Here is a 12,406-nt window from a genome sequence, read left to right as displayed (position 1 = left end):
CCCAGCGGATTGATGTCGTAGCTCACCAGCAGGTTCTTGGTCTGCTGGTAGTGGTCGAGCATCATCTTGTGGTTTTCACGGCCGACACCGGACTTCTTGTAGCCACCGAAGGCGGCGTGCGCCGGGTACAGGTGGTAGCAGTTGGTCCACACACGGCCGGCCTTGATCCCACGACCCATGCGGTACGCGGTGTTGATGTCGCGGCTCCACACACCGGCGCCCAGACCGAACTCGGTGTCGTTGGCAATCGCCAGGGCTTCGGCTTCGTCCTTGAAGGTGGTCACGCCGATCACCGGGCCGAAGATCTCTTCCTGGAACACGCGCATCTTGTTGTGCCCCTTGAGCAGGGTCGGCTGGATGTAATAGCCGCTGGCCAGGTCGCCTTCGAGCCGCTCGGCAGCACCGCCGGTAAGCACCTGCGCGCCTTCCTGCTGGGCGATCTCCAGGTAGCTCAAGATCTTGTCGAACTGCTGCTGCGAGGCCTGGGCGCCAACCATGGTCTCGGTGTCCAGCGGGTTGCCGCGCTTGATCTGTTTGACCTTCTTCATCACCTCGACCATGAAGGCGTCGTAGATCGACTCCTGCACCAGCGCGCGCGACGGGCAGGTGCAGATCTCGCCCTGGTTGAAGAAACCCAGCACCAGGCCTTCGGCAGCCTTCTCGATGAAGGCCGGCTCGGCGTTCATGATGTCGGCGAAGAAGATGTTCGGCGATTTGCCGCCCAGCTCGACAGTGCTCGGGATGATGTTCTCGGCAGCGCACTTCATGATGTGCGAGCCCACCGGGGTGGAGCCGGTGAAGGCGATCTTGGCGATGCGCGTGCTGGTGGCCAGCGCCTCACCGGCCTCGCGGCCAAAACCCTGGACGATATTGAGCACGCCTGGTGGCAACAGGTCGCCGATGATTTCCACCAGCAGGGTGATCGACAGCGGCGTCTGCTCGGCCGGCTTGAGCACGATGGCGTTGCCGGCAGCCAGCGCCGGAGCCAGCTTCCACGCGGCCATCAGCAGCGGGAAGTTCCACGGGATGATCTGCCCGACTACGCCCAGCGGCTCGTGGAAGTGATAAGCCACGGTGCCGTCGTTGATCTCGGCGGTGCTGCCTTCCTGAGCGCGGATGCAGCCGGCGAAGTAACGGAAGTGGTCGACGGCCAGCGGTACGTCGGCGTTCAGCGTCTCACGCACCGGCTTGCCGTTGTCCCAGGTTTCGGCCACGGCGAGCAGTTCGAGGTTGGCTTCGATGCGGTCGGCGATTTTCAGCAGGATGTGCGAACGCTCCTGCACGCTGGTGCGGCCCCAGGCATCGGCGGCGGCATGCGCAGCATCGAGAGCCTTGTCGATGTCGGCGGCGTTGGAGCGGGGGAATTCGCCGATTACCGAGCCATCGACCGGGCTGGTATTGCTGAAGTACTGACCGCTGAGCGGGGCGACGAACTCACCGCCGATGTAGTTGCCGTAACGCGGCTTGAGGGTGATGACGGCGCCGCTGGTTCCAGGCTTGGCATAAATCATGAGCGTTCTCCGAAACGATGTTGTTGTAGTTGTACGTAGCAGGTGAGCTGACGTTCAGCCTGGGTCGATCATGAGCCGATTTCATGGGCGCAACTTGACTGCACAGGGGGCTTGCTGTCGTGCAAAGTCAACTTTGCAGGCGCCGACGCTGCCTGTGTCGTAATGGGTCAAGTCGTCCGCTGCGTTTTGGTGCGGATGTTTCAAAATGACTCACTCGCCCGGCAGGGCGGGGCACGGAGGTGGCGTTTGAACCGTGGTTTTGCGGTGCGACAGTGCAGGCGTATTTCTTGCTTGCCGAAACGCATTGTTACCAAGGAGGCCCCGATGAGTGCCTTTTTCTCCCAGGCGGGTGGTTCGTTCGGCGCTTCGCTGTTGTCCGGTGCGCCGGCTAATGCGGGTGTGCTGGCGGCTGCTGCGAGTGGCCTGTGCGGCTTCATCGAAAAGCAGGGCGGTGACCCGGATCGTATCCTCGGGGTCTCCGGGATCGACCCCGAGTGCCTGCGCCATCCGACCCTGAGCCTGGCACTGCCCAATTACTGCCAGGTGCTGGAAGAAGCCGCGCATCAGTCCGGCTGCGACAACTTCGGTCTGTACTACGGTCAGCAGTTCAAGCCGCAGGCGCTTGGCCTGCTTGGTTATATCGGGCTGTGTTCGGCGACCCTGGAACAGGCGCTGATCAACTTCGCCCGTGCCTTCCCGCTACATCAGCGCAACAGCCTGATCCGCCTGGTCGATGAGGGCGAGTGCTACCGCTTCGACTATCAGGTACGCCATGGCGCCATTCTCAGCCGCCGCCAGGATGCCGAGTTGACCCTGGGCATGGCCCTCAACCTGGTGCGTCATGTGCTTGGCCCGCAGTGGGCGCCGCGCGCGGTGCACTTTGAACACCCACGGCCGGAGCATTGGCACGAGCACTGTAAGGTGTTCGATGCGCCGGTGTATTTCGAGCAGCCGTGCAATTCCCTGCTGATTCCCAAGCGCGGCCTCGACCGCGCCATGCCGGACAGTGATCCGGTACTGCTGATGGTCATGCAGGACTCGCTGAACCAGATCAGCGCCCTGTGCGGGCGTGGTGAGCGGGATATGGTCAACGATGTGCGCGAGCAGATTCGCCAGCGCCTGCTGTACGGCGAGCCGGCGCTGGAAGATGTCGCGGAAATGCTCGGCATGGCCAGTTGGTCGCTGCAGCGGCGCCTGCGTGAGCAGGGGCTGAGCTTCTCGCAACTGGTGGACAACGTGCGTCGCGAACTGGCCAACCGTTACCTGCGCCAGCCGCAACTGCCCATCTCGCAGCTGGCGCCATTGCTCGGCTATTCGGAAACCAGCGCCTTCTCGCGCGCCTTCCGCCGCTGGTTCGGCGTCAGCCCACGGCAGTGGCGGCGTGAGGACAGTTCGCTGAGTTGAGGTCAGTAGGCGGCGCGGATGGCGCGCACGTCGTAGCCGTGAATCACCTGGCCGCGTAGATCGATCACCGGCACGCCCCGGCCACCCAGTGCCTGGTACCGGGCGCGGCCAGCCGCATCGTTCTCGATATCCACTTCGCGATAGGCAATGCCATCCTCGGCGAACAGCTCGCGGGTCTTGGCGCAGTAACCGCACCATTGCGTCGCGTAGAGCACGATCTCGCCGTTGGCATTACCGGCCTGTGGCGGGTTTAGCCAGCGGTCGATCTTGTCCCAGTTCTGCCACAGAGCCAGCGCGGCGAGCAGCAGCACAATCGTCTTCATGGTGGCGCGTCCTTGTGCGATAGCGCGGTCAGGTTTGTAGGGTGGGCTTCAGCCCACCAACAACGATCTCAGCTTCCTAAGGTAGCTCGGGTGCTGACTTGGACTGCTTTGGTGGGCTAACAGGCTGTTGAAAAACTATCTGCGTTGCCACTGCTGCGTTAAAAACAGGCTCGTGCGCGAGTCCGATCAAAATGCTCATTTACAGCTCGTAAACTCCGCTTTTTCGCCTGTTTTTGCCTTGCATTGGCTGCCTCGCCTACGTTTTTCAACGGCCTGCTAAAGCGGATCGCCGCCCGGCCCACCCTACAACAGCAGGCATCAATCCTGCCGCCGCTTGAGCTGATCCTTCAACTGGGTCGGCAACTGACGAATGATCAACATGTCGCGGCCCTCGTCGTATTCGATCTTCGAGCCCAGCAGGTGCGCCTCGAAGCTGATCGACAGCCCTTCGGCCCGCCCGGTAAAACGCTGGAACTGGCTCAAGGTGCGTTTGTCCGCCGGAAATTCCGGCGCCATGCCGTAGTCCTTGTTGCGGATGTGCTCGTAGAAGGCCTTGGGACGCTCCTCGTCGATCAGCCCGGAGAGTTCTTCCAGGGTAATCGGTTCACCCAGTTTGGCCTGGCCGCTGGCGTAGCCGACCAGGGTCTTGGTCTTCTCGCGGGCCTGTTCTTCGGGCAGGTCTTCGCTTTCCACGAAGTCGCTGAAGGCCTTGAGCAGGGTGCGGGTTTCGCCGGGGCCGTCGACGCCTTCCTGGCAACCGATGAAGTCACGGAAGTAGTCCGAGACCTTCTTGCCGTTCTTGCCCTTGATGAAGGAGATGTACTGCTTGGACTGCTTGTTGTTCTGCCACTCGCTGATATTGATGCGCGCGGCCAGGTGCAACTGGCCCAGATCCAGATGTTTGGCCGGCGTCACGTCCAGCGCGTCGGTCACCGCCACACCTTCGCTGTGGTGCAGCAGGGCGATGGCCAGGTAGTCGGTCATGCCTTGTTGGTAGTGAGCCAGCAGCACGTGACCGCCAGTGGAGAGGTTGGATTCCTCCATCAGCTTTTGCAGGTGTTCGACGGCCTGACGGCTGAAGGCGGTGAAATCCTGCTCGCCATCGAGATAGGCCTTGAGCCAGCCACTGAACGGGTAGGCGCCGGATTCTTCGTGGAACAGACCCCAGGCCTTGCCCTGCTTGGCGTTGTAGCTCTCGTTGAGGTCGGCCAGCAGGTTCTCTATGGCTTGCGACGTGGCCAGCTCGCTGTCGCGGGCGTGCAGCACGGCAGGGCTGCCGTCGGGCTTCTTGTCGATCAGGTGGACGATGCAGTGACGGATCGGCATGGCGGTCTCGTGGGCAAATGAAACAAGAGGCGAAGTTTACCCGAAGCGGGTCATGGATTCTGGTGCGCATGCATCGGTGAACGCTATGCAGCTGCTCGCGGCTAAAGCCCACAGAAGTCGTCGCGGGCTCAGTCCAAGTGATGGACAAACTTCACGTTGTCCACGAACTGTAGGAGCCCCGCCCCGGGGCGAATGGTGGGTTCAGCTCATGATCGAGGTTGCCTGAACCATTCGCCGCGAGGCGCGGCTCCTACTCGTCAGAAACGGCTACTTCACTTTTACTTTTACTCAGGGTGGAGACGCTTTTTCCATCCGCTGCGCATCGGTGGACATGAAAAAACGATGTCCACCCTACGGCTGCCGCCGCCGCTGCAACTCGCGCAAGCGCTCGATCACATAGCGCACATGCATGTGCAGCTCGTACAGCTCATTGGAATACGACAGCGGCACTTCCACCGCGGCGAGTTCGTCTTCCAGTTTCTCCAGGCGCTCGATTTCGCTGCCGAGCGCGTCCGGCAGGGAGCCAGCGTGCAGCTTGCGGTCGATCTCGCGCAGGTACTTGTACCAGCGGTAGATGCGCGCGCGGATACGCCACTGGTAGATCGGCCCGACGGCCTTGAACAGCGGGATCATCACCACGATCAGCGGGATCAGCAGGATGATGTAGCGGTCGGCCAGCGAGGCGATGCGAAACGGCAGGTAGCGCTGCAAAATCGGCAGCCCCTTGGCGTAGTAATGCCCGGCATCCTTGTGCAGCTCGAAGGTGCGCGGCTCTGCGCTGGGGAAGGTGCCGGCGGCGTCGAGCAGGGTGCCGCTGCGCATCACTTCACGGCTGGCTTCGAGAAACAGCGGTACCAGGCCAGGGTTGAAGTCGTCGTTGACCACCAGGGTAGCGACTGGAGAGAGGGTGACGATGTCGCGATCCGGCGCATTGCTGGCCAGGTCGAGCAGACCTTCACCGACCTTCACCTGATTGAAGAACGGCAGTCGCGCCTCGTAAGCGGCGGCGCGCCGAAAGTGTGCCAGGGCGATGTCCGGGTTGGCCGCCAGTTGCTGAACCAGTGCGTTCTCTGCCGGACCGACGAAGAACGCTGCATCCAGTTCGCCGGCCATCAGCGCCCGAGCGGCTTTGCCACCGCCGAGGCTCTGCCAGGTGTCGGGATATTGTTCCGGCTCGATGGCATTGGCGCTGAGAATGGCATCACTGGCGGCGCGGGTGCCGCTGCCTTCGCCGCCCAGGCCGAGGCGCAGCGGCAGCAGGTCGGCAATGCGATCCAACTCAACGTCACGGCGATAGAACAGCCACAGCGGCTCCTGATAGATCGCCCCCAGGCTCTGCAACTGACGTTGTTCGTCAGGCGCCAACTGGCGCTCCAGGCCGCTCTGCACCAGGGCGATCTGCACCTCGGGCGCTTCGGCGAGCAGGCGTTGCAGGTTGTCACGCGAGCCAGAGGTGGGCACCAGGGTAAGCTCGAAACCTTCCTTGGCCAGTTCTTCCTTCAGTCGCTCGGCAAAGTGCTGATAGGCGCCGCCTTGCGTGCCGGTGGCCATGCTGACACTCATCGGTGGTGGCGGCGCGACGAACTGGAACAGCGCCCAGACCAGCGCGGCCATCACCGGCACGATCCACAGGTTGGCCAGGATCATGATTTTCAGGTCATTGAGTATGCGGCGCATGAGGCTTCCTTTCGGCAAATTCAGCCTAAGGATAGAACCCATGTTCCCCACGGTCATCCGTGGTGAGGATGACGCTCTTTCATCCGCCACCAGGCGTGCGCGGAGGATCGCTACGCCAACGCCTTGTGCCGGGCGCGCAGATGATCGAGCAGCAGCAGGGCGACGAGCAGCGCCACGGCATACAACGCATCGCTGCCGAGCATCACCAGCACCGCCGCACAGAGCAGCGTGCTGAGCCCGGCCAGCAAACGCCAGATGCCTCGCAACAGCACCCAGCCCGCTGCCATGCTGAACAGGTAGATCAGCACGAAGTTGCCATTGGCATAGCGAATCAGGTCATCCACCGACAGCTTCAGCGTGGCCGACAGTACGGCGCACAGCGCGCAACTGATCACCACCAGCAACAAGGCCTTGCCCGGCACGCCCTGGCGGTTGCGCACGGCCAGGCTGGCAGGCAGGCGACCTTCTTCGGCCAGGCTCCAGATCAGCCGGGCGAACCCCTGGATGTATACGTTCATCGAAGCGAAGCAGGCCAGGTAGCCCAGCACCGCCACCAGCGCGCGCGCCTGCTCGCCGAGCAACTGCTCGAACAGGCGCGGTAGCGCGGTGGTATCGCTGTGCACGTCACCGTAGGTGGCAAAACTCAGCACCGCCACCGAACAGGCCCAGTACACCAGGCCAGCCAGCAGCACACCGAGCAGCAGCGCCAGGGGGAAGTCGCGCTCGGGGCGTTTGAACTCCTCGCCCAGGTGAGTGAAGGCCTCGATGCCGACGAAGCACCAGAACATCACCCCCAGCGCTGTCGGCAGCAAATGCCATTGGTCGTCCATGGCTGGCAACAGCGGTTGGCTGGTGCGCGGCAGATCACCCATCCACCAGATCAGCGCAACGCTGGCAACGATGGCCACGGCGATCAGCCCCTGCAGCAGGCCCGAAGCTTTTGGCGGGCGCTGGCCAAGCAGCAGAATGGCAGCCAGCGTGACCAATTCGATGGCCAGCAGGCCGACGCGGTCGAGGTCGAGCAGCGCCAGCCAGAAGCCGCTGGCGATATGCAGCGCAGCCGGCAGTCCGACCGGCAGTACGGCGAGAAACAGCAGCGCACTGACGCCTTCCATGCGCAGGCCGAAGGCGCGGCCGATCAGGTGCGGCGCGCCGCCGGCATGTGGGAAGCGCTTGCCCAATTGAGCGAAGGTGAAGGCCACCGGCAGCACCAGAGCAATGAGGATCATCCAGGCCCATAGCGACGCCGCGCCTGCGGCCGTGGCGGCCAGCGCTGGCACCACGAAGATGCCTGTGCCGAGCAGCGAGGTGCTGAGCAGGGCGACACCCTGCAGCAGGCCCAACTCCTTGTTCAATCGACTCATGGGGTATGCTCACGCCTTTATTGGAGCCGCCATGGTAGAGCGCCGCCCGCTTGCAGGCTGTCGCCTTTTGCCGACGAAATGGCGGTTTCCTCCGTCAACCTGATTGCCACCCCGAGAAGCCCGTGGACAAGTTCGATCGCCAGATCCTCGCCCTGCTGCGCAGCGACGCGCGCACCTCCGTCAGCCACATCGCCCGTGAGGTCAACCTGTCACGTTCGTCGGTCAGCGAGCGCATTCGCCATCTGGAAAAGAGCGGGGTGATTCGCGGCTATCACGCGCAGGTCGCGGTGCCGGGCGAGGGCGGGGTCAAGGCCTTTCTCGAGCTCTTCTACCAGAACGGTCGCTGCCAGGATTATGTCGAGCGCATGCGCGAATACCCGGAAATCCGCCATTGCAGTGGCATCAGCGGCGAGACCGACATGCTGGTACTGGTCGAGGCGCCGAGCATGGCGCGCCTGAGCGAAGTGCGCGCGGCCATCGAGGCCTTCCCGCAAATGCAGCGGGTCAAGACTCATGTCGTCGTACAGGACTGGCCGCTATGAGCTTGCGCATCCTGCACACCTCCGACTGGCACATGGGCCAGCATTTCATGGGCAAGACCCGCCAGGCCGAACACCAGGCTTTTTGCGCCTGGCTGCTGGAGCAGGTGCACGCGCATCAGGTGGACGTGCTGCTGATCGCCGGCGATGTGTTCGACACCGGTGCGCCGCCCAGCTATGCCCGCGAGCAGTACTACCGGCTGGTAGTGGAGTTGCGCGACGTCGGCTGCGCCCTGGTGGTACTCGGCGGCAACCACGACTCGCCAGCAATGCTCGGTGAAAGTCGCAGCCTGCTGGGGCAACTGGGCACCCAGGTGGTGCCGAGCGTAGGCGTCGACCTGGCTGAACAGGTACTGGTACTCAATGATCGTACTGGCCAGCCGGGCGCCATTCTCTGCGCCATTCCCTTCATCCGCCCGCGCGACGTGTTGGCCAGCCAGGCGGGGCAGAGCGCGCAGGACAAGCAGCAGTCGCTGCAGCAAGCCATCGCTGAGCATTACCGGGCACTGTACGAACTAGCGGTTATCAAGCGTAACGAGCTGGGCCTGACGCTACCGATCATCGCCACTGGTCACCTCACCACGGTTGGCGCCAGCGCCAGCGAATCGGTGCGCGAGATCTACGTCGGCAGCCTGGAAGCCTTCCCCACCAGCGCCTTCCCGCCGGCGGACTACATCGCCCTTGGCCATATCCACCGCCCGCAAAAGGTCGGCGGCCTGGAGCACATTCGCTACAGCGGCTCGCCGATTGCCCTGTCCTTCGACGAGGCGCGCCAGCAGAAGGAAGTGCTGCTGCTGCAGTTCGGCGAGGCTGCGCTGCACTCGATCATAGCGCTGCCCGTGCCGGTATTTCAGCCAATGGCCAGCCTGCGCGGCTCGCTGAAGGAACTGGCCGATGCCATCGCCGAAACCGCCAAGCAGGGCATGCCCGAACGGCCCGTATGGCTGGAAGTGCAAGTGAGCACCGACGACTACCTGAGCGACCTACAAAGCCGCATCAACGCCCTGTGCGAAGGGCATCCCGTGGAGGTGCTGCGTATCCGTCGTGAACGCGGCAATGCGGCAGCCAGCTTGGCCTGTGAAGCGCGAGAGACGCTGGACGAGTTGAGCGTGGAAGATGTTTTCGCTCGCCGCCTTCAGCAAGAGACGCTGGACGAAGAGGATGCCCTGCGCCTGCAGGGTTTGTATCGGCAGGTGCTGGAGGCGCTGCCCAAGGCCTAGCGGCACAGACCCTGTAGCCCGTATGCAATCCGGGGATGGCGGTCGTGACAACCCAGCCAAGTGCTTGCCGCGCTCACCCCAGCGGGCTGACTACACCGGCAAAGCCCTGTCCCAGCACATGCGTATAGATCTGCGTCGTACGTATATCCGCATGCCCCAGTAGCGTCTGCACTGTGCGAATGTCACTCCCTCGACGCAGTAACTCGGTGGCGAAACTGTGGCGAAAGGTATGGCAACTGGCAGGCTTGTGCAGATTGGATTGCCGCACGGCATGTCTGACAGCTTTCTGAATGGCACTGACATGAAGGTGATGACGAACGATCTGCCCGTCCTCATCCGTGCAAAGTCCGGTCGACGGGAACAGCCACTGCCACTCGAATGAACATCCCGCCTTGGGGTATTTGCGACGTAGCGCAAATGGCAGGCTGACGGGAGCGTGATAAAAACTGTCCCGCTGCTTCCAGGCGCGAAACATACGCTCTCTGCGCTCCAGCAGCTGTGTGATCAAGGGCGCCGGCAGAAGTGTCGTTCGGTCTTTGGCGCCTTTACCGTCATGAATGGTGATGATCTGCTTATCGAAATCCACATCCTTGATACGCAAACGTGCAGCTTCCACCACTCGCAAGCCGGCGCCATACATCAGCGAAGCCAGTAGCTGATGCGGTTGGCCGAGCCTGGCAATGAGCGCCGTGGCTTCCTCATGCGTAAGTACGCAAGGAATACGCGCTGAGCGTTTTGCGCGCACCACCTCGCCCACTTGCCCGAGCGGCTGTTGCAAGACCTTGTCGTATAGGAAAACCAGCGAATTGAGTGCCAGATTCTGGGTGGCGGCAGCCACCTGACGCTCAACTGCCAACCAAGTGAGAAAAGCATTGACCTCGGTAGCACCAAGCTCCAGTGGATGGCGCAGCTTATGGAAACGGATGAAATAGCGAATCCAGTACCAGTAGGATTTTTCGGTGCGGATGCTGTAATGATGCAAGCGCATCACCGCCCTGAACTGCTCCTGCAGGCGAGGTTTGCTGGAGGTTTCCATGGCCGACTCCTTAGCTGTGTTTTTGTACAGTAGTAATGGTAGAGCAAAAATGAGGAAGTCAAGCGAATACATCCAGACATCAGTGGCTGGCTGGTAATGCCATGATTTGAAAAGAGTTTTTCCAGGGCGGCAATGGCGATAGTGCGGAGTTAGATGGAAGGCTCTACTATCGGATTAGTACCGCCTTCCATCTAATCACTGTTAGCACCAAAAAGTTCAGATATGGCAAAGGTTAAGAAAAAGCTCACTCCGGCTCAAAAGAGAGCAAAGAAAGCCGCGAAGGCAGAGCGGCAAAGGAAGTACCAGTGGGTCTTTATGAACGGTAAGCAAGTCAGAATAAAGCGGCCACCAACCGTGGATGGTATGCCTGTAGATCAGTTCATCGAGGAGAATGCTGATCCGATTTGGCTCCATCAGAGCGAGTTGTGGGAGCTGATGCCGGTTGAAGACGCTCTTTCTGGCCCTGAGCCGCCTACCGAATCAGGTGCAACAGAGGAAGATGAAGACGGAATACCATTTTGACTTTAGCCACAGGCGTTCAGTTGAGCAGAGCAGTGCTAACCAGGCAAGCCACGGCGACGGTTACTGCATTGCGGCTTCGCCTCCATTCCGCAACCGCGCGTGCTTCGCGGCGTTAGCAAGATGCCAATAGGCACACACTCTGCTAGACTCGTCCCATGAAGCAAATTAACTGGAATGCTGAGAAGAACCAGCAGTTGATGAGCGAGCGCGGAGTTTCTTTCGAAGATGTCCTGTTTGCTCTTCAGTCTGGTGGTTTACTTGATGACGGACCTCACCCCAACAGGGACAAGTATCCGAATCAACGCCTGCTTGTGGTTCGGATTGACGATTACGCCTGGCTGGTGCCGTACGTCGAGAATGATGGAGAAATCTTTCTCAAGACGGTCATCCCCAGTCGCAAGGCCACCAAGAAATTTCTAGGGGGGGGTAGCATGGCCAAGACCAAATTAGATCCCGAAGAGCAAGAGCTGCTGGAGGCATACGAATCCGGGGAGTTCGAGTCAGATCTGGATGCCGATCGTCGGGAGTACTTGACGAAGGCAGCGGAAGAAACGTTCAAGAAAGATAAGCGGATCAATATACGTATCTCCAGTCGCGACCTAGAGGCACTTCAACGCCGGGCACTGGAAGAGGGACTTCCTTACCAGTCCCTGGTTTCCAGTGTCCTTCACAAGTATGTCTCAGGCGGCCTCAAGGATATCTCTGCTAACAAGTCAGGCCAGCGGACGCGCTAACGCGCGCCGCTGCCTTCTGCGTTAGGCATTAAAAACATGAAATCGCAGCATAGAGACTGGTATGGAATGTTTGCCTTAGCTATATGCGTTCTCGTTTGGGCGCAAATTGCTAGATCATTTTTCATACACACCTATAACGAGAGCATGATGTACAAAGTATTCTTTAATGCTTTCTCGTATGCTCCAATATCTTATGCCGCTAGTATTTTCGCAGCAGTTAAAAAAGCGTTTAAACGGCAAGAATAAATTTGGCACTGCAGAAATTGCTCTACTCGGCTCTTTATTGCCAACGGGAATATTTTTATCGCAAGACATTCCGCAGCGAATATACGACAGCCGTGATCTTGCAATAACTTTTGCTTTGATTTTACTTATTCTTCCAACAATTATTTCTATTGTTTCCTGTTGGCTTGCCAAACGGCGTTATAATTCTATCTATTCGTCAAAAGCCTAACAAATGGTTCAAGCCGTTCGCTTCGCTCACTCGGGACCGGCTAAAGCCCAATGTCATCAACTTTGGAAATTATCCATAAATATCATATAATTAGCGCTCAAATCAGTGCATGGGAGAAGCCCTTTTGACTACCTATACCGCATCGCTTGACACCGCCAGCCAAGCCCTGGTTTGAAAATTGTACAAAAAATAACCAGTCCGCTCGATTGTCCCGCCTTCATCGCCGCCCACCGCCAGAATCCTCAAGACTTTACCCGCCGACGCCAGCTCACCTTCAAGAACCTCGTCCTGTTCCT

The 12,406-nt window shown here is 60.3% G+C and carries 12 protein-coding genes and 1 pseudogene; 7 read left to right on the top strand and 6 right to left on the bottom strand.

Annotated elements, in window-relative coordinates; translation table 11 throughout:
* The coding region (gene exaC, locus DBO86_RS19135) for an acetaldehyde dehydrogenase ExaC (RefSeq protein ID WP_108234579.1) at positions 1–1,511 on the bottom strand (1,511 nt) is incomplete at its 3' end.
* Between the two features lie 324 nt (positions 1,512–1,835).
* Here exaC and qhpR point away from each other — a divergent pair.
* On the top strand, positions 1,836–2,915 hold the full coding sequence (gene qhpR / locus DBO86_RS19130) for an AraC-like transcriptional regulator QhpR (RefSeq protein WP_104728830.1): 1,080 nt from the start codon (positions 1,836–1,838) through the stop codon (positions 2,913–2,915).
* Positions 2,916–2,917: 2 nt separating this feature from the next.
* Here the strand turns inward: qhpR and DBO86_RS19125 are convergent, their stop codons facing one another.
* The 4 genes from DBO86_RS19125 to yjeH all read right to left on the bottom strand — a co-directional run bounded on the left by DBO86_RS19125 (position 2,918) and on the right by yjeH (position 7,605).
* Positions 2,918–3,238: a glutaredoxin family protein gene (locus DBO86_RS19125; RefSeq protein ID WP_104728828.1), complete on the bottom strand. Its 321-nt coding sequence runs from the start codon at positions 3,236–3,238 to the stop codon at positions 2,918–2,920.
* A gap of 318 nt (positions 3,239–3,556) precedes the next feature.
* On the bottom strand, positions 3,557–4,564 hold the full coding sequence (gene yejK / locus DBO86_RS19120; protein WP_108234553.1) for a nucleoid-associated protein YejK: 1,008 nt from the start codon (positions 4,562–4,564) through the stop codon (positions 3,557–3,559).
* 351 nt (positions 4,565–4,915) lie between these two features.
* Positions 4,916–6,241 (bottom strand): TAXI family TRAP transporter solute-binding subunit, encoded by a 1,326-nt coding sequence (locus DBO86_RS19115; RefSeq protein WP_108234552.1) that lies wholly within the window; start codon positions 6,239–6,241, stop codon positions 4,916–4,918.
* A 110-nt stretch (positions 6,242–6,351) separates the two neighbouring features.
* Positions 6,352–7,605 (bottom strand): L-methionine/branched-chain amino acid transporter, encoded by a 1,254-nt coding sequence (yjeH, locus tag DBO86_RS19110; protein ID WP_108234551.1) that lies wholly within the window; start codon positions 7,603–7,605, stop codon positions 6,352–6,354.
* Between the two features lie 122 nt (positions 7,606–7,727).
* On the opposite strand from yjeH, the gene DBO86_RS19105 reads away from it, so the two are divergent.
* Both DBO86_RS19105 and sbcD read left to right on the top strand, forming a co-directional pair.
* The gene (locus DBO86_RS19105; protein WP_108234550.1) at positions 7,728–8,147 is read left to right on the top strand and encodes an Lrp/AsnC family transcriptional regulator; all 420 of its coding nucleotides are present in this window, start codon (positions 7,728–7,730) and stop codon (positions 8,145–8,147) included.
* On the top strand, positions 8,144–9,364 hold the full coding sequence (gene sbcD / locus DBO86_RS19100) for an exonuclease subunit SbcD (RefSeq protein ID WP_108234549.1): 1,221 nt from the start codon (positions 8,144–8,146) through the stop codon (positions 9,362–9,364). Before DBO86_RS19105 ends, sbcD begins: the two co-directional genes overlap by 4 nt.
* Positions 9,365–9,437: 73 nt before the next feature.
* On the opposite strand, the gene DBO86_RS19095 is transcribed toward sbcD, so the two are convergent.
* On the bottom strand, positions 9,438–10,400 hold the full coding sequence (locus DBO86_RS19095) for an integron integrase (RefSeq protein ID WP_108234548.1): 963 nt from the start codon (positions 10,398–10,400) through the stop codon (positions 9,438–9,440).
* Between the two features lie 222 nt (positions 10,401–10,622).
* Here DBO86_RS19095 and DBO86_RS19090 point away from each other — a divergent pair, with 222 nt between their 5' ends.
* From DBO86_RS19090 to DBO86_RS19075, 4 genes and pseudogenes are all read left to right on the top strand, one after another.
* Entirely contained in the window at positions 10,623–10,922 is a 300-nt protein-coding gene (locus DBO86_RS19090) for a hypothetical protein (protein WP_084342486.1), read from the top strand.
* A gap of 155 nt (positions 10,923–11,077) precedes the next feature.
* Positions 11,078–11,656: a CopG family antitoxin gene (locus tag DBO86_RS26295; protein ID WP_197709132.1), complete on the top strand. Its 579-nt coding sequence runs from the start codon at positions 11,078–11,080 to the stop codon at positions 11,654–11,656.
* A gap of 166 nt (positions 11,657–11,822) precedes the next feature.
* Complete coding sequence (locus DBO86_RS25915; protein WP_146173215.1) at positions 11,823–12,110, top strand: hypothetical protein; 288 nt, start codon at positions 11,823–11,825, stop codon at positions 12,108–12,110.
* 171 nt (positions 12,111–12,281) lie between these two features.
* Positions 12,282–12,406: pseudogene (locus DBO86_RS19075) on the top strand (IS4-like element ISHch2 family transposase); the annotation flags it as partial.

It is taken from the genome of Ectopseudomonas oleovorans (assembly GCF_003052605.1).
Lineage (GTDB): Bacteria > Pseudomonadota > Gammaproteobacteria > Pseudomonadales > Pseudomonadaceae > Aquipseudomonas > Aquipseudomonas oleovorans_A.
The sequence above is the reverse complement of the archived record's forward strand: the minus strand, read 5'-3'. Positions and strand labels throughout refer to the sequence as shown.